14 protein-coding genes are annotated in these 17,241 nt (G+C 48.0%); 5 read left to right on the top strand and 9 right to left on the bottom strand.

Going from position 1 to position 17,241, the window contains the following annotated elements; translation table 11 throughout:
- Positions 1-271: 271 nt before the first annotated feature.
- Entirely contained in the window at positions 272-1,591 is a 1,320-nt protein-coding gene (locus IFU39_RS12280) for a glycoside hydrolase family 125 protein (RefSeq protein WP_192132915.1), read from the bottom strand.
- 199 nt (positions 1,592-1,790) lie between these two features.
- On the opposite strand from IFU39_RS12280, the gene IFU39_RS12275 reads away from it, so the two are divergent.
- Positions 1,791-2,852 carry a LacI family DNA-binding transcriptional regulator gene (locus tag IFU39_RS12275; RefSeq protein WP_192132913.1) on the top strand — a complete coding sequence of 354 codons (1,062 nt, stop codon included), beginning with the start codon at positions 1,791-1,793 and terminating at the stop codon, positions 2,850-2,852.
- A gap of 233 nt (positions 2,853-3,085) precedes the next feature.
- On the opposite strand, the gene IFU39_RS12270 is transcribed toward IFU39_RS12275, so the two are convergent.
- The 3 genes from IFU39_RS12270 to IFU39_RS12260 all read right to left on the bottom strand — a co-directional run bounded on the left by IFU39_RS12270 (position 3,086) and on the right by IFU39_RS12260 (position 5,976).
- Positions 3,086-4,699: a DUF4179 domain-containing protein gene (locus tag IFU39_RS12270; protein WP_192132911.1), complete on the bottom strand. Its 1,614-nt coding sequence runs from the start codon at positions 4,697-4,699 to the stop codon at positions 3,086-3,088.
- The gene (locus IFU39_RS12265) at positions 4,677-5,393 is read right to left on the bottom strand and encodes an RNA polymerase sigma factor (protein WP_244660962.1); all 717 of its coding nucleotides are present in this window, start codon (positions 5,391-5,393) and stop codon (positions 4,677-4,679) included. The genes IFU39_RS12270 and IFU39_RS12265 overlap by 23 nt, the downstream gene beginning before the upstream one ends.
- Before the next feature lie 67 nt (positions 5,394-5,460).
- A complete protein-coding gene (locus tag IFU39_RS12260; RefSeq protein WP_192132907.1) occupies positions 5,461-5,976 on the bottom strand; it encodes a mismatch-specific DNA-glycosylase in 516 nt (171 codons plus the stop codon).
- A gap of 119 nt (positions 5,977-6,095) precedes the next feature.
- Here IFU39_RS12260 and IFU39_RS12255 point away from each other — a divergent pair, with 119 nt between their 5' ends.
- Entirely contained in the window at positions 6,096-7,016 is a 921-nt protein-coding gene (locus IFU39_RS12255; protein WP_192133213.1) for an AEC family transporter, read from the top strand.
- 60 nt (positions 7,017-7,076) lie between these two features.
- Here IFU39_RS12255 and IFU39_RS12250 read toward each other — a convergent pair whose 3' ends face one another.
- Positions 7,077-7,328, bottom strand: coding sequence for a hypothetical protein (locus IFU39_RS12250; protein WP_091015650.1), 252 nt, complete (start codon positions 7,326-7,328; stop codon positions 7,077-7,079).
- A gap of 276 nt (positions 7,329-7,604) precedes the next feature.
- Between IFU39_RS12250 and IFU39_RS12245 the strand changes: the two genes are divergently transcribed.
- Positions 7,605-7,997 (top strand): RidA family protein, encoded by a 393-nt coding sequence (locus IFU39_RS12245; RefSeq protein WP_192132905.1) that lies wholly within the window; start codon positions 7,605-7,607, stop codon positions 7,995-7,997.
- Positions 7,998-8,139: 142 nt separating this feature from the next.
- On the opposite strand, the gene IFU39_RS12240 is transcribed toward IFU39_RS12245, so the two are convergent.
- The 4 genes from IFU39_RS12240 to IFU39_RS12225 are packed head-to-tail and all read right to left on the bottom strand — an operon-like array spanning position 8,140 to position 14,678.
- Positions 8,140-10,818, bottom strand: coding sequence for a polynucleotide kinase-phosphatase (locus IFU39_RS12240; protein ID WP_244660961.1), 2,679 nt, complete (start codon positions 10,816-10,818; stop codon positions 8,140-8,142).
- Positions 10,815-12,299 (bottom strand): 3' terminal RNA ribose 2'-O-methyltransferase Hen1, encoded by a 1,485-nt coding sequence (locus IFU39_RS12235; RefSeq protein ID WP_192132903.1) that lies wholly within the window; start codon positions 12,297-12,299, stop codon positions 10,815-10,817. Before IFU39_RS12235 ends, IFU39_RS12240 begins: the two co-directional genes overlap by 4 nt.
- Before the next feature lie 58 nt (positions 12,300-12,357).
- A complete protein-coding gene (locus IFU39_RS12230) occupies positions 12,358-13,158 on the bottom strand; it encodes a nucleotidyltransferase domain-containing protein (protein WP_192132901.1) in 801 nt (266 codons plus the stop codon).
- 26 nt (positions 13,159-13,184) lie between these two features.
- Positions 13,185-14,678 carry a TROVE domain-containing protein gene (locus IFU39_RS12225; protein WP_192132899.1) on the bottom strand — a complete coding sequence of 498 codons (1,494 nt, stop codon included), beginning with the start codon at positions 14,676-14,678 and terminating at the stop codon, positions 13,185-13,187.
- Between the two features lie 370 nt (positions 14,679-15,048).
- On the opposite strand from IFU39_RS12225, the gene IFU39_RS12220 reads away from it, so the two are divergent.
- Both IFU39_RS12220 and IFU39_RS12215 read left to right on the top strand, forming a co-directional pair.
- On the top strand, positions 15,049-16,404 hold the full coding sequence (locus tag IFU39_RS12220; protein ID WP_192132897.1) for a helix-turn-helix transcriptional regulator: 1,356 nt from the start codon (positions 15,049-15,051) through the stop codon (positions 16,402-16,404).
- Complete coding sequence (locus IFU39_RS12215; protein WP_192132895.1) at positions 16,352-17,236, top strand: WYL domain-containing protein; 885 nt, start codon at positions 16,352-16,354, stop codon at positions 17,234-17,236. The genes IFU39_RS12220 and IFU39_RS12215 overlap by 53 nt, the downstream gene beginning before the upstream one ends.
- The last annotated feature ends 5 nt before the right edge of the window (positions 17,237-17,241 follow it).

Raw genomic sequence — 17,241 nt, 5'->3', positions numbered from 1 at the left:
AAGCCCAAACTGCAAAGTTCAGCAGTTTGGGCTTTATTGTTTTTACCTACTCCCCTCTCCTATACAAGGTACAAAAAAGTTTCTGACAAACACGAAGTAGTGTAGGGGACGAAATCGATTCTGAAGAAACGAAGTGTTCGCCTTTATCACCGGATTTCGACTTTACAAAAGTCGATCAGGAAATCCGGGGATAACAGCGATCAAAAGAACGATTCGTAACCGGAACGGCTGCTTCTCGAGCAGTAAGAACTCTTTTTTTATAATGTATCTTTTATAAAATTCCTTTTTTCATTGCCTTGTACACCAGTTGTGAGAAGAGGCTATTGGACCAAGCAAACCATGGTCTAGTGAACGTGTTTGGATCATCGGCGTGGAAACCCTCATGCATATATTCGGTACCCGCATCCGTGTTTTCCAGCAATTCAATCATCGCCAGAATCTCCTCGTCATTGTCTGCGGTTAAGCCCTGCATGGATAACGCCATGTGCCAGATGTATCCCGGAGGGGTGTGGGGGCTACCTATTCCTTTGGCTACCTTCCCTTCATAATAGAACGGATTTTCCTTACTCAGAATAAATCGACGTGTGTTCTGATACACCTTGTCTTCAATCGAAGCATACTCCATATACGGGATGGACATCAGTCCAGGTGTGCCCGCATCATCCATCAGACAAAAGTTGCCGTAACCGTCCGTCTCATAGGCATATATCTGTCCATACTCTGGATGACGGTAAGTACCGTACAGAGAAATACCGTGTCGTATCTCTTCTTCCAAACGAGCCATTTGACTCACCAGCTGCTCATCCCGGAACACCCACTTCGCAATCTCCCCCATCTGGCGCAAGGTTACCGCAGCGAACATGTTCGCCGGAATATTATAATGAAAATCACAGGCATCATCACTCGGACGAAATCCGGACCAGATCATCCCCGTATAATTCACCGGCATACCCAATCCTTCATTACGCAGCGTATCATGGGCAGGACAATTGCGCCGCATGAACCGGTAAGGTGATTGCTCTGCGTGATGCTGCTCCGTCTCCCATAGTTGTACGATATTCTCCATCACTTTCTTGAAGCGCTCATCGAATATATCCGTAAGTTCCGTCTCCCGCCAATATGTATAAGCCAGCTTCATGGAGAAACAGAGGGAATCCAATTCAAACTTCCGTTCCCACACCCACGGTGACATCTCCGTCTCATCATTGGCATCCCAATGCCAACCATTCGCCGTTTCATTGAACGCATTGGCATAGATATCCATATCAGCGTAGAACGTATGCCGTTTGATCAGGCCTCCGATAATACGCTGCAACTTCTCATCATCCTTCGCAAGCGGAACATAATGCATGACCTGCTCTACGGAATCCCTTAACCACATGGCGGGAATATCCCCTGTAATCACAAAGGTTGTCCCATCCTCCAGCAGCTTCGTGGTCGTTTCCAGTGTATTCGGAAAACAATTGCGAAACTGATTCAGCAATCTCGGTCGATGTTGCAAACGCTCGTCCGCCTCAGTCAGAATATCCTGCACAGCTTGTGGCAATTCCAGATGCGGCATAGGGATTTTCGGTAATCTGAACTGTTCCATGGATTTCGTCTCCTTTGAATTGAAGTATATGAAATGATTTAGATTGACTCTGCGATGCTAACTCTATTGTTATTTTTGTTATGATAATTTATAATAACATTATTATTTGTAAGTGTACTGTGTCCGAAGAGGATCGTCAATTCTTAGAGTTCATCTCAATGGATTTATGCAGTTCGCTTACATACGAAGGAGTAATGATATGTCACGCAAAGTATCCATTCAGACGCTGGCTGACCAGCTCGGATTATCCAAATATGCCGTCTCCCGCGCACTCAGTGGCAAGACGGGTGTCAGTGAAGCGACACGCGCACGGGTACTGGAACTCGCTCGGGCTTTGGGATATCGCCAAAGTACTCCTGGTGCTAGCAATAGTCCTGCTACTGCAAACCATGCAGACCCGTCCGATCCACCGTTTGCTCTCATATGCATGAATCAGCTCAACCGCGGTGAACCTCACTACTGGCAACGTGTTCTGTCAGGTATGATCTCCGCCTGTAATGAGCGTGGTTGGCATCATGCCATTGTATCCCCCTCACTCGGAGTGATGGACGAGAACACCTCTCCCGAAAAAGCTATTGCTCCTCACTTGGACTGGGAACGATGTGCCGGGATTATTGTCATGGGTGCTTTTCCTCATACGGTTCTGCAACGCCTCTCTCAGACGGGTCGGCCTATTATTCTGGTGGATCATCAGGAACCCCTGCTGAATTGTGATACGATCAGCCATGATAATTTGGAAGCTGGCATCACCGTGGCTAGATATCTAATGTCTATGAATTGCCGACGGATCGGTCTCATCACAGATGATGGTCGTGCTGCCAGCTTCGCCCAGCGGAAGATCGGGATTGAGTTGGCTTTGAATCATTTCCATGTGGACACCAGTCATACGACCAGCTTCAGAGAATGGAATATTCCGTATGAGAACGGCGAATGGGTTAACCAATTGGCTACCACCATTCAAAACATGCCAGATGACAAACGTCCCGATGCCTGGATCGGTGTTAATGATGATATTGCTTTGCAGTGGATGCACAAACTACAGGAGATGGGCATCTCCACGCCTAAAGATTGCCTTGTCATCGGTATCGACAATGTACATTCTGCCGTTACGTCTTCCCCGCCCCTGACCACAGTTAATCTCTGCAAAGAGGAGCTTGGACAGCGTGCCGTTGAAGCTTTACAACGCCGGATCGAACGCCCGGGAACGCCGAAAGAAACGGTTATGTTATCGACTACGTTAATTCCAAGGGAATCGGCATAATTCGGAAAAGGTAACCGCTCTTTTCTGAAGATGAATTCGTTAGGTACACGCATTCCCGGTAAATCTGGTGCATACGAAAGAGGCCCCGCATACCATTATGCAGGGCCTTTTCGTATATTAGGCTTATATCCTTATATTTCTTTTACATTCACACTTAAATCTGTTGATCCATCCATCCTTATATCATCCATTCGAAGCTTCTTTTACTTCATGTCTAAGAATTGTACTAGTGGTTATTTCAGCCAAGGCAGACTACTGTACGACGGAAGATCCACTTCCCAATTTACATCGCGATACTCTCTATTGACTACGGTTCTTTTCAAAGTGAATTTTGTACCCTTTTCTTCGTTAAACCCCCGAATTTTTAATTGCAGATCATCTTCAACGTATTCACCGTTATTATTAGGTTGATCCGGATAACCGTTCACTTCAACAGGATACTCTTTTCCATCCGAATCTACTGCAACCCAGCGATCACCCATGAAAGCATTTCGGAACGTCCCACTCCCCTTCAGAACTAGTGAATACCCTTCCTTTACATCAATCTTCGGAGGATCATACGATTCCATCAGTGGCTCGTAATCAAAATCATAAAATAATATTTCATCTCCTAGTTGTTCAAAATGTACAAAAGTATAAAAATTAGCGTCCTTACGCCTCTTCTCCAGATCAACTTCCACTGATTTCTCTTCCTTCACCGGGAGGGTGTAACCATCCAGAACAAAGCGAATGTTCTTCGCATCTACCGTAACAAATGCAGGGTCCCATGTCTCCGACAACTTCAACGGCCCACCATTTCTTAAGTCACTCAGATCTTGGAGTCGAAACTTGGCTTGACGGGCATCTGGTCTTATTCCATTGAAAATTCGATATTCATTTGTTTCAGGAATCTCAAGATGGTAGATGATGCCCATATAGTTCGCCCAATCCTCATTAACTTTGGCACGAAGCTTATCATCCAGACTCACATTCATGTCAAGCCGGGTTCCGTTTGGCGTGCGTACAAGCTGTGTCATATCAAGCTTTAGTCCTTCTGGCGTCGTATAGGTGTTATCCATAGAATTTTCAACAGCCAATGATTTGGCTTTGGTCATATCGATATTGAATTGGAAGCTCCAATCCACCGTAACATCTCTATCTTCGTAGGATTTCTTCTCGTAATCATAATATCTGCCCACATTTAAATTACGCAGTTCACCCCGCACGACCACCTGATCCGGAATTTCATCATGAAACTGGAATAACAATCGTTCAGTTACGGAACCCTTAGTTCTGGTATCTCTTGCAAGAGTAGCAACCTGTCGCCCCTCTTCATCCGTAACATGAATTCTCCCCATCTCAGACAGTAACCGTGATAACCCTAATCCATCAGGTGTTGTTTGTTGCATGGTCATTACCATATGAGATCGGTCTACAAGCACGTCTTCAATTTTAAGCGTATAGCCCTGGTCATTAATATTGATGTTCGGATTAACGACAAGTCCAAGAGGTTTAAGACGTTTGTAATCATCTGCAAAATATGAATATTTCAATGCTTCAGGCACAGGGATGTTAGGCAATGGCAGACGATCCACAGCATTTACTGCGGGTTGCGCTGGCTCTGCAGTACGGTCAAATGCAAACCATGCCCCTCCGGCAAGCATCACAACTGCCGCTGCGGCGATCCCCGTCCGGCGCATCCAATGCGCTCTCATGGATTTGTTCACGAATGGACTTCCGTCTTCGCCACTTTCCATGGACACGCCATCCAGCTTCTGCATGAGCTTAAGCGTAAAATCCGCATCCGGCTCCTCTCGATACAGATGCTCTTCCCACAACCGCTCTTCATCCCTTGAAATAGGCTTCATACGTAGCTAAACCTCCTTTGCGTTCCATTTGCTTCCTCAGCGTTTTTTTTCCGCGATAAAGGACGTTGCGCACTTTGGTTGAACTCATGCCTGTAATGTCTGCAATCTCTTCATAGCTCAACTCGTTTGTGTACTTTAGTAATAACACCAGGCGATATGATTCAGGTAATTGTTCGAGCTGGCGGTATATTTCACGCTGCATCTCTTTATGCAGCACACGTTTTTCCGGTGTTTCATTACTGACAGCTTCGATCCCCTGATCGACCGCAATCATCACGGGTTTCTTTTCCCGTATAAAATCCCGCATCCGATTCACCGCAATGGTGTACACCCACGACGAGAAACTGCTTCCCTCCCGCCGCGACGGGAGATAACGATAGATACGAATAAACGTATCCTGAGCGAGATCCTGTGCATCCGGATGACTCGCGCCCATTCCGCGCATGATGCCGTAGACTTTATTTTTATATCGATCCACAAGCACGGAGAACAACTGCTTATCTCCTTCAACAATGCGCTGAATAAGCTCCTCCTCCGGTATCTGTTGAGTCATGTAATCCCCCTTCTCTACAGCTTCCATGCATGGTTCTGTACTATATAGACGGAAGCCGTTCCCGAAACCTCTCACTTTATCCAAAAAAAAGAATTCGCCCTCATCGGCGAAGCCGACAGGGTGAACTCTGCGTACCAACATTCTGTGATTGTCGCTGCACATTCTCTATAGGTTTCGTGGTAGCCTATTACTGCTGCTGTCTTACCTCTTAGTTTTCCCTGCTCTTGTCCTCAACAAAATCAGCAAGCTGTGAATAGATCGCCACAATCTCATCCATCGACATGCGCACGAGCCCACTGGACGACGGAGCGACGAACTCCTGAATTTCCTTGACGACCGGGTCGTCCTGGAATCCCCATTGCACTTTGGCACGTTTGCTGTACTGGGTGTATACACCTTTTCCGACAAAACAAGCGATGTCCGGTCGGTATTTCTCCAGCTTTTGCCGTAAAATCTGTCGTCCTTCTGCGTACTCTTCCTTTGTAATATCCTCCATACCTCTGGTGGGACGGGCCACAATATTCGTGAATCCATATCCCAGCTTCAGCAACTCTCCATCCTCCTGTGCATCGTATAAACGCGGGGTTAATCCCGATCGTTCAAGAATGCGCCAGAACCGGTTTCCTTTGTACGCATAATGATGACCCGTCTCTCCAGACGTAATGCTAGGATTGAAGCCAATAAACAATATCGATAAACCAACATCCAGATGATCTGGAATCATGATGCAACACCTCCTGATCTTTTTTAGCCTATTCCACGTCTGGTTGTGTATAAAATGATATAATAAGCAAAGCATTTTCGAAATCGGATGAAATTTTCATGAAAAAGGAAGCTGAACTAATGATTGCAGACATCATGCTTGAAGTCGTCCTGCCCGTCTTTCTCCTCATTGCCGTCGGATCCTGGATGCAAAAGGTGTTCAAGCTGGACTTGTACACACTCGCCAAAATCAATTTCTATTGTATTACCCCCGCAGCCGTCTTTATGAGCATGTACCACTCGGATATGTCGGGCGAACTGCTTGGGACCGTGACACTCTTTTACGCGATATATGTATTGATTCTCTATATTGTAGGTTCTGTATTTGCGCGCTCGCTTCGGATGAATAAAGGCATGAAGGCTGCTTTCAACAACAGCATTATGCTGGATAACGCAGGCAACTATGGACTGCCCATCAATGCACTGGTATTCCGCGGCGATCCACTCGCCTCTTCCATTCAGGCACTGGTCATGTCTTTGCAGGCATTACTGACTTTCACCTATGGCGTGTTGTCCATTCAGGGCGCGAAGCTCAAAGGTAATTACCGTGCGGTGATTATTGGTTTTCTTAAAATGCCTGTTCCATATGCGCTCTTGCTGGGGATTCTGTTACACATGTGGAAAGTTCCCTTGCCTACGTTCCTGTCCATGCCGCTGACCTATGCGCAGCAAAGTATGGTTGCCGTGGCGCTTCTGACACTCGGAGCACAGATTGTAAAATATCCAATTCAACTATACCGTCTTGATGTGTATATTAGCACATTTTTGCGACTTCTGATTGGCCCGGCTATCGGGATTTCAATTGTGCTAATGCTTGGGTTGGAAGGTATCGCTGCACAGGCACTCATTATCGCTTCGGGTATGCCGACCGGTGTCAACGCATCCATTCTCGCGGAAGAATACGATAACGAACCCGATTTTGCAGCCCAGACAGTGCTGATCTCTACGCTCTTGAACATTATTACAATTACAGCACTGATCTCTTTTGCCAAAACGTTCTGAAATGAAAAATAAGTCCATGACCCATGAGCAGGGTTGTGGACTTATTTTGTGTTGCTGAAACTATGTTTCAAATGTCGTTCGTTCAGGGAACTTGCCGCCTTCCCTGAATAAACATCGTACCAGTCGCTGCGCGGCTCGGTTAAAGAAAAAACTCGGACTTACCCCATCCACCTGGACAGGTTCCAGTTCCCTCACACTTTCCTTGATCTTATTCATCTCAATGAGCCCCATCTTTCGCTCATTCGGTCCGAAGCGATAAATAACCTTCTCATCGTCCTCCGTCTGTTTCACCAGCAGAATCACAGATGCCATACAGGTTACCCCCTATCGTTACGTTATGAGATTCCATTAATCACTTGCCTACTATAATTATTACCCAGATTCTAGTGGAAGGATATAGGACTTAAGTTAGTTATACCTAAATTAAATATCCTGATATAAAGATTCTCTGGAATGAGTCGTTAGGCTTACAAACACTGCGTTCACACTATCCTTATGGATAGTCACTGTCATGAAAGTGCGTACTGCCCAAATCGTTTTTCTCCGTTTATACTAACCTTATCTTGAATTCCCAAAGGAGAGAAATATATGTCTACAGCTCAAATATATAGCCACGGTGTCCCGTGGGAAGACGCATTTAGCGTTGCTCAGGGATACAGTGTTAACGGTACAATCTACATTGCAGGACAATTTTCGCATGATATGCAGGGAGCCTTTATTGGTGTCGATGATATTGAAGCGCAGGTTCGCCAGACACTGGATAACCTGGATCGCGTGCTCGCAGGATTTAACGTGACCAAGTCGAACATTGCTGAACTGGAGATTTTTTTGGTTCATCCTCAGGAGCATCTTGAGCCATGTGTTGCCGTGTACAAAGAGTACATCGGTACGCATCGTCCGGCTGTCACGATGGTTGGGACATCCGGACTCGCCTTCCCTCATCAACTGATTGAGATTCGCGCCGTTGCTCATACCAACTGATCCAGGTCATGTCAAAGGTTGCAGCGCCAAGTAAAATGGCCTGATGAGGTTTCACTTTAACGAAGTTTATACGCACATGAAGCCGGTTTGGATTAACTCCGAACCCGCTTCATCTTTATTTCTTATTCTTTTGCTTTAACAGTTACAAACGTGGGTCTACTCGCTCCGACTCCAGCGATAACGTCGCCAGCACGCATTCGTGAATTCGTTCCACCGGCTCTCTGCGTATAAAGCGCTCAATCCCCTCCATACCCAAAGCACTCTCCATTAAGGCGTGACGTTCTTTTTTGGACGTTTTGCGTTTACGAAGTCGAGACAGATTCTCGGGTGCCAGGTAATCCATCCCATAGATGATGTGCAAATATGCACGTCCTCGTACTTTAATCGCAGGCTGAATCATTTTGTTGTTATTCCAGGCGCGGAACGTTTCAGGTTTGATGACAATACCTTCGTGTCCTTCCGCTGTAATCTCATTCCACCAACGAATAACATCCGCTTCATCCGCCTCATTTGCAATTACGCGATATTCTGTCTCCATCATCATGGTCGACATGCGAGCGAACTCACGGTTTTGTTCCATGTGCCATTCATGTGTTTGCTCCAAAAATGCTCCCGTGCTATGTGCTAGTGTGTGGAACGGTGCAATTCGAATGTCCCCGATATCCTCCACATCCCAGCAGTATTTCTGGAATACATCGCGGAACGTCTCGGCATTAGCAAGTTTTCCTGCTGTCTCCTGCAACCACTCATCTACATTCCGACCTGCTGCTTCAGCTTCACGCAGTTTGTCCAGCACCGTAGAGCGATCCATCATGGAGGCTTCGGCAACGTGTGCATATTGTGAAGCAATCAGCTCACGCGCTTTTAGATTCCAAGGAACAATCTCGGCATCGAGCAGTACAAATTCCGTCTGATGACGATCAAAATAACCATCTGCGGTCAAGTCCGCATGTAACTTCGAGAGCACACTCTGCTCTGTCGAAGGATCAAAAAAGGATCGTCCCGTCCTTGTCACGATGTTCCCCAGCATGGGTCGACCCACTCGTTGCACCGCAGCTTGCTCATCACGGAAAAGAAGTACAATGGCCCGGCTGCCCATGTGTTTCTTCTCGGCAACCATACGGGTAACTCCCTGAGAACGATAATACTGAAATGCATCCTGTGGATGCTCCAGGTATCCCTCCACAGAACATACACCCGGCGGCGGACTCATCGTAGGCGGGATGTAGAGCAGTTCTTCCAGCGGTACAGTATAATGGGAAAACGTATCAATTGCCGTCTTCGCCACCTCACCGTGCACAGACACATCCAGTTTGGATGCTGTCTGAACCGTGAAACCCTCCTTGAACTTACGTATGTTAGGCGGAGCAAAACGCCGCTGTTCCCAGCGCTTTAATGGACTATCCGGATCTCCCGCATAATCCTGCTTCGCCGGAACACTGACTGCCTCACGTTCTGGCATTCGCCAAGCAGTGAGCATGCCACCAAAAACGACACCTTGATCAATATTGACTGTATCATTCACAATTGTAGGATATGGACGAGGATCATGTCCCCAAACAATGCATTCACCCGAATTGTGATCCACGTACCAATCCTTGCGCACCGGCCGACCTTGCTCATCCATCCCATCCACATCGCCATATCGGCAGTAATCCTGAATGCGTTTGGACTGTTTGCCGATAAAATGATCTCGAATCCCTGCGTGTGCAACAACGACTTGTCTTACCCCGTCCCGGGAAAACACCAGATGAGATGGTGCTTCAAGCAGAAATGACCTAAGCTCTGCACGTACTCGCTTCGCCGTCTCCTGACCGTGCTCCTGCTCAAGCTGTTGCAACTCCATCTCTACCCGTTCGTCACCATGATTCAGCGTAACATCACGACCATCCAGATAACGTGCAATCTTCCAGCCGTGATTACTGTCAATCATGTAGGCTAGCTCGGCGGCACAATGACGTTGCCAGAACAACAGACATTTTAATGATTCTGGCCCACGGCTCGTTACGTCACCGACTGAAACCAATTTTCGTCCTTCAGGATGACGGTACAAGCCACTTTCATCCTCGTCCACATACCCGAGACGCACGATTAATTCCATCATTTCTTCGTAACAGCCGTGAATATCTCCGATGATATCTATACCTGTACCCATGTCAGTCACCAGCGGATTGGATGTGCGGACAAACGTAATCTCATCCGGCTGCTTCAGCACATAACTGGCATCAAAGCCATCCTCACGGATCGAGCGTAATGTGCGCTTGAACTGCTGCACCTGTTGTTTCACCCGTTGACGTCCACGCGGATACTCCCGCTGGGCATCACGTTCCAGCAGTTCTTTTTCCGGAATATCCAGCACAACAGCAATCACAGGCACATGGGCCTTTCTTGCTACCTGAATCAGTCGCTCCCGATCCTCTGGATACAGATGTGTCGCATCCACCCAGGTCAGCTTGTTCAGACGACAGCGGGTTGCGAGCATCGCCTCCATCGCTTCAAAGGCTTTGGCCGATACTTGCTGATACTCGGCATAGATCACATCCGCTTCACTGCGGGGACGGTGTTTCCAATCCACATACTCATCATCTCCAACCAGCATACGGAATTGATCGGACGAGACGGCTTCCGTGCGCCGAATGACGCTTTCTTCAACGAGGCGATCCAGCAACGTACTTTTGCCACTGTTGGATGGGCCGACGAGAACGACAATGCCTGCGTGGGGTAGACGAATCTCACGCTGTCTTTCCTCCGTCCCACTTTTTCGATCCTGACGTTCTCTGCCTTCATCCGAGATTTCGTTTGGTCTCATTTTTCTCCTCATGATTGACTCTCCTTTCTCCGCTCAAAAATGACCAGTTGGGTAGGTTGTCCATAGCCTTCTGCATTCTCACCAATACCCTTAATCTCGTAGCCATAGCTCCCCTGTTGCGTCCATTCCTCACACCGGATAGCCAGCTCCGCACGGGTCCACTCAAAACGGTGGTCATGGTGACGGAAGCTTTCCTGCTCCATTGCGTACACTTCGTTATATTCCTTGTTTGGCGTAGTAACTAGCAGCACTTCTGGCTGATATTCGTTCATGATTGTATCCATAATTCTGTTCAGACGATATTCCTCAATATGCTCAATCACTTCGCACAGGATCATGACGTCCTGGTTTTGCATCTGCTCGTCAAAATAAAAAAGTGAACCGATGATCGGCTCCGGCATAGCCACCACTCCAGAACGACCCTCCAGCTTCGCGAAGCGCTCCATGGCCCGGAGCCGCGACTGACCGGAAGGTTCAACGGCCAGAATCGATTCCACACCGGGAACGTACGCCAAACGAGCGGACAGCTTGCCCTCACCCGCTCCCATATCCACAATGCTTCGTTTGACTGGCAACGCTGACACCACATCCGTAATCGCTCGATAACGCAACTCGTTTAACCGCACAGGAGTTTCTGATTGTACGCCATCGCTAACGGACTCGGACTCACGTTGATCTTGTTCTCTGTCTTCCTGATGTCCCACGTTATTCTCCTGAATAACCGTGTCTGAGGTGTGACCTGTTTCTCTCTCCTGTCCAAGAGACGCAGACAAGGCACCCTCTTGTCGCTCATACTGCCGGATCAGTTCGGCAAAACGAAGCGTACGCTTCACAACGAGCTCTTTCAGTGGATGAGCATCCAGCCACCCTTCACCGTAACGTTTGATTTTATCGATCTCATCTTCACTGATGAAATAGTGTTTGTAATTATCCAGCACTGGAATCAGCAGAAAAAGCTGACGCAATGCATGTTGTACCGTGTTACGACCACGCAAGATGATATGGCGAACTGTGCTTTTATTTTTCAGATCAAAGGAATAAGACAGCTCTCCACGTTCCATCGAAACTGCATATCCCAATGGCGAGAATAATTCCTCCACAACCCGATCCGGCAGGTCGGATGCCACCGGTCCAAAGGTCAGTTCCAATTCGAAAGAGTGACCTACCCATTGCACATAGTCTTCCTTGGGCTTGCCATTCAGGGCCGTTCCTAACGCCCCACGTATGTAGGAGCAGAACAGGCTGCTGGTCACGAACTCACGATCATTGATATATTGCGTAATGTCATATCCATCAGGTGTGCCTCTGACCAGATCCACAGGATCTGGCTCGGCATGAATCAGCACTTCCGTTTCGTTCTCTGTAGCGGTGGTGTACACCATTCTTACACGTACGCCTTTGTCTACGCGGTCATATATATTCAGCGGGTTCTTCGCTAACAAATGGGATACAATCCCCGCGTCAGCGCCGCTTGCTTTCAAGATCAAATGCATCCGTTCTCCTCCTTTTATTCAATTAATTCTCTTTTATGATTTCCGTTGTTATCAATCCCTAATTGTTCCCCCACACCTCTTGCAATGCCAAACGGAAAATCCGGTCCAATTCTTCAAATTGAATAATCTGCTCATTCTCCATCTGGCCAGCCAGTCGTTCAAAATGCTCCATCTTCTCGGCTAAGAAAGCCTGTATTGCTGGCAACTGCGGCTCCAGATCCAGTTCCTCGCCCGCCTTTTTCCGGCGCAGCAATTCATGAATCTCCGTATACAGCGGTGTAGTCACAGGGACAAGTTCTTGCACCAGCTCTTCAAATGCCATTGGCGGCATCGCATCATAACGTTCGATCCAGCCACAAGCGAGTAAGGGGCGTAACACATAGAAGTACTTTTTAATCCTCACTTGCTCACCTTGTAAATAATCTCGGAAATTACCCTTCGCCATATTCAGATAATGATACATGCAGGACTTGGGTGAGAAGGTCAATGGCGACAGTGCACGGATATGCTGTGCAACGTTATACTGTTCATCATACTGAATGGGGGATTGCAGCCACTCCAGTAACGGTGGATTTGATTTGCGAAACAGCTTCAAAGCCTTACGCAGATCCCAACCATTGATATCGAGCTGATCACTGATTGGACGTTCGATCACATCCCTCTTATCCTCAATCGACAAGTACCATTCCAGTGGTCTTACATACAGAAAACGCACATCATAATCGCTGTCCTGGGAAGGAAATCCCCATGCTCGACTGCCCGATTCACACGCATAGATGATCCGTACCTGCTGCTCCTGTTCAATCTGCTTCAGTTGTTGTCTAATCGTATCTCTCATTTCTTCATGAACGTAGGTCATAGTCAGCCGCCTCCAAATTCCCTCAATTAAATCTCCATCGCTCTCACCCGGTTCGCAAGTGTATCATATCCGGCCACAGTCTCGGCAATATACGTCAATACCGTTTCACTCCAACCGTAGATGTAAAAGGTTTTGCCATCCCGTGGCGGTACCATTGCCTGCCGATAAGGTGCTATATCCACAATAAATGCTTTCAACTCCGGATTCATCATCCGGCGATATCGCTCAAGCTCGGCATATAACGGGCTGCCTTCATTCTGCTGTTCATCGGTGATCATCATGATCTGATCCACTTTCTCTCCGATATCCCGAAGCTCGCGTACAGGCCGCCCCGTGTCTGTTCCACCTTGTGCGCGAATCCGGTGAGCTTGGGAAAGGATGCTCTCATCCATCTTGGGACGAGCATCCTCAACCATATGGTCGAATAACCAGAACAGTGCGTTACCTCTTGTTTGTTTATAAAGTGCCAGTGCCAGCACTGAACCAATCCGTAAATAATCCCCTTGCATGGAACCGGAACGATCCAGGAAAATAGCCGTTCTTCCCGGCAGCGTTGGTAGGTTGCCAATGGATAGCTCTACCGCTTGTCGCAAAGCATCCCGCAGCTCTTCCCTCGCAATCATTTCATACGCACTGGCGAAACGGAATGGCAATATGCGCGACTTACGCAGGGCTTCTGCATCCGTTAAACGACCTGTTACGTAATCGATATTTTTCGATTTTTCAAAAACTCCCGCTCGATCCATTGCATTCAGATGGCGCAACAATGCAAAGGTTGGCATCTGGGACATCAACGCCTCCCATACCGTACGTGTCGGCTGCATGATCGATGTGACCACCGAATACGGCAGTTTGCCTTTTTCGATTAGATGCATCCGACTTGCCGGGTTTGGGGTAGCTTTCAGCTTTTCCAGCGTCTGCAACTGCGGAAGTTCCGTAAGATCCACCTCATGCCCGCGCAAATAACGAAACAAGACTTGTTGCTTCGTATCAATCGGCTTAGGGTGTCCAGTAGCGATCATATCGCCCAAACTGTATCCACGCCCGCGCCCGTTGTATTTGATCGCCCAGTATTCACTGATCCCGTTCAAAAAGAGACTCACCTGACGCTTCACCGCTCGGCCGCCCTGCCCCCGACCCATTCCTCTCAGAATGGTCAGAAAATCGGCCAAATCAGCCGGTGTCTGTACGACTTGGGAGAACACCTTTGCAAACTGATCCGCGTCCACCTTGGACAGAGATGCCAGCCCGTATAGAGGCTGTAACCGCATCAAACCTTTATTACGAGCATAGACCAGCGCCCGCGCCATAAATCCTGCATCGACCTCAGCCATCTCCTGATGACTGACCATCGCATCGTCCATCAGTTGCTGGGTATCTGCATAGAACGTATTGTTCAGTGTATTGGTCATCAACATCTGTATATATTGTTCCTCCACCAATCGCTCATAGGCTCCGTAGCCCCCATGATTACGTGTCGTTGGCTGAGGTTGATTAAATAATTGTTTGGCTCTGCTCATCACTCATGGCCTCCCGGTGTGAGTCTATTTGCTGTTCTTTCATAATAAAATGTTCCGAGGAAAAAGGTGGGAAGGTATAATACCCGCTCTACCGCTGAGCTACACCGCCATGAACGGCGGCGATTGGATTCGAACCAACGACCTGGTCGATTAACAGTCGAAGTAACCCTCCCTGGCGCCTCGGAACCTTGATCCACAGTGCTTGTTGCTGCCCCGCTTCACATCCTCATTATGCCTCACACATCTGCACGCGAACATGGCGAAAGTATGGCGACGAATCATTTTCTGAAATTGAGTCAATCTTCACAAGTTTAAATGAAACCCGCCACCCTTCCTGCTACAATGAAGGGATAACAAGGAGTGAATGTTCATGGCAAGAGAGAGTTTTGACAAAGAAATTCAGTTCTTACGCATGTTATCCCTAACAAGCGGTGCGTATAACCGCAAACAGTACGCCGAACGGCTTGGCATATCCGTACATACCTTTGATAAAACCAATCGTCGGTTAAAAGAAATCATGCAGACCGTCGCTGATCAACGTTCAGGTGCCGAAGCAAGTCGGGAAATAGCTGACCTCGTTCGTTTCCAGTACGGAGAATCTGCAGAGCCCATGCTGCTCTTCCTCTTCCGCGCCAAGTCGATGAAAGAGACTGAAGTTCAGCGCCTTTCTGTCCTTTTGCATACCCTACAGGATACAGCCCTGACCGCAATGGAATTACTTGACGCCTGCTGTGCTGATCTGCCGGAAGATCTGGCGTTACCTGACGAGAAAACCATTCGCTCCGACCTGAAGTATTTGGAAGAGGTTGGGGTTATACGAAAAGAGCCTGGTGGCAGACCGTATCGATATGCCTTGCAACAGGATGTCCTTACCGAATTAACAGTGGAGGAACAGCTGGAGTTGTATGATTTTGTGGATATGATGGCGAACACCCAGGTGCCTTCCGTACAGGGGTACTTATTGCGGGACAGTTTAAAAAAAGCCATTACGGCAAGTTTTCCTCAAGAAGAAGCGACCGAACCCTATATCTATAAGTATCACTATTATTCTCGTATCCTGGACGAAGCTCATCTCTACACGCTGCTTAGTGCGATTCGTCAGCGCAAGCGTGTGCAGTTCCTATACTATTCACCGAAAAAACCATCCAGCTACAGTTCACAGAATACGAATCCACGCTTTGAACGGGAGGCAGGCGGACGATCCAACCGGATCGTGCCCCTTGAAGTGATTTATGACCATCAGTATGGTCGTTGGTATGTCATTGGATATCAGGGTCGCCGCGGCTTCGTGAAATTCCGCATGGAAGGCATAACCCAACTGGAGGAAGAGGATTCCTTAGAAGAGGAATACATGCTCGAGTTGAAGCAGCAGTGGACTGACATCAGTCGCTACAGTTGGCTGGTAGATACGGGGAGTACCGTGACAGTTCAAGCTCGCTTTTTCCACCCGGAGCGTGGTCAGCGCAACTTCATTCTGGATCGGGTTCGTCTGCAAGGTCAATGGGGCAAGATCATACCCGAAACGGATCATACCTTTCTCTACGAAATCCAGGTCAACGGTACCACCGAGATCAAACCGTGGTTACGAAGTTTTGGCTCAAGCTGCGAAATCATCGCACCTCAGAGACTACGTCAGGAGATGATTAAGGAATGGAAGGAGATTGCGGAATATTATGAACCTGTTCGAGAAGATGTTCAATTACCAGATGATGACCCGACTGAATGAAACCGGACTGTTCACCTGGACCTCACAGGAACGGGCCTGGCTTCGCATGATGCTGAATCACCCTGCCGCAAGAGAAGCCCTGAGCGCTGTAACGTTGGATAAAATGCACAACATGCTGAATGGTGAGCAGGACCTGAACCTTCAGGATTACCTGACCGAAAAAGCCAAAAGTGAGGAAAACAGTGTCTCTCATCCACTCCTCAGACAGTTACGACTAATCATTCTGCATCATCAGGGATTTCGAATGACAGGCCGCGTCCGCAATGGACGCACAAGCCAGGATGAATTTGGTTTCCCGTATAAACTGGAGTATTCCATGGTCAAAAAAGAATGGTACGTGCTCTGGTACGCGCCTCGCTTCGACAAACTCATGTCTACCAAGCTGCACAGCATCGTTACCGTGGAAGCCCAACCGGTTGAGCCGGATAGCGCTTCAGGCTACAGTGCCCGAATTGCTGCGATAACAGAGAAGCGTAAAACGACCATCACCATCGAAGTATTGCCTGAGTTCAATCAGGAGCTGTCCCGAATCCTCTATGCCTTCTCCTGCTTCGAGAAACAGGTCGAGTACATGGAAACCAAGCAGACATATCGGATCGAGCTGACCGTTCCACGGAATGAGATGGATTACGTCTTATCCAAAATGCGTTTTCTCGGTAAACGGGTTCGAATTGCTGACCACACAGTGATGCGGGAGCGAATGTCCGAAACAGCTGCCAAGGCATTGGCCCGTTATGCGGAAAAAGAGCCTGATAAACATGCCGAATACTCCAATGAAGTTCAGCACCGCCAACCCGAGGAAAAACCGCTCGCAAAAGCCGATGGTCATTGATTTCG

The organism is Paenibacillus sp. CFBP 13594 (assembly GCF_014842675.1).
Lineage (GTDB): Bacteria > Bacillota > Bacilli > Paenibacillales > Paenibacillaceae > Paenibacillus > Paenibacillus amylolyticus_B.
Note: the sequence above shows the minus strand (reverse complement) of the source record. Positions and strands in the feature narration are given on the sequence as shown.

Excerpts from the sequence above, each read along its gene's own strand:
- IFU39_RS12280 (WP_192132915.1), bottom strand. The coding sequence starts at position 1,591 with ATGGAACAGTTCAGATTACCGAAAATCCCTATGCCGCATCTGGAATTG.
- IFU39_RS12275 (WP_192132913.1), top strand. The coding sequence starts at position 1,791 with ATGTCACGCAAAGTATCCATTCAGACGCTGGCTGACCAGCTCGGATTA.
- IFU39_RS12270 (WP_192132911.1), bottom strand. The coding sequence starts at position 4,699 with ATGAAGCCTATTTCAAGGGATGAAGAGCGGTTGTGGGAAGAGCATCTG.
- IFU39_RS12265 (WP_244660962.1), bottom strand. The coding sequence starts at position 5,393 with ATGTTGGTACGCAGAGTTCACCCTGTCGGCTTCGCCGATGAGGGCGAA.
- IFU39_RS12260 (WP_192132907.1), bottom strand. The coding sequence starts at position 5,976 with ATGATTCCAGATCATCTGGATGTTGGTTTATCGATATTGTTTATTGGC.
- IFU39_RS12255 (WP_192133213.1), top strand. The coding sequence starts at position 6,096 with ATGATTGCAGACATCATGCTTGAAGTCGTCCTGCCCGTCTTTCTCCTC.
- IFU39_RS12250 (WP_091015650.1), bottom strand. The coding sequence starts at position 7,328 with ATGGCATCTGTGATTCTGCTGGTGAAACAGACGGAGGACGATGAGAAG.
- IFU39_RS12245 (WP_192132905.1), top strand. The coding sequence starts at position 7,605 with ATGTCTACAGCTCAAATATATAGCCACGGTGTCCCGTGGGAAGACGCA.
- IFU39_RS12240 (WP_244660961.1), bottom strand. The coding sequence starts at position 10,818 with ATGAGGAGAAAAATGAGACCAAACGAAATCTCGGATGAAGGCAGAGAA.
- IFU39_RS12235 (WP_192132903.1), bottom strand. The coding sequence starts at position 12,299 with ATGCATTTGATCTTGAAAGCAAGCGGCGCTGACGCGGGGATTGTATCC.
- IFU39_RS12230 (WP_192132901.1), bottom strand. The coding sequence starts at position 13,158 with ATGACCTACGTTCATGAAGAAATGAGAGATACGATTAGACAACAACTG.
- IFU39_RS12225 (WP_192132899.1), bottom strand. The coding sequence starts at position 14,678 with ATGAGCAGAGCCAAACAATTATTTAATCAACCTCAGCCAACGACACGT.
- IFU39_RS12220 (WP_192132897.1), top strand. The coding sequence starts at position 15,049 with ATGGCAAGAGAGAGTTTTGACAAAGAAATTCAGTTCTTACGCATGTTA.
- IFU39_RS12215 (WP_192132895.1), top strand. The coding sequence starts at position 16,352 with ATGAACCTGTTCGAGAAGATGTTCAATTACCAGATGATGACCCGACTG.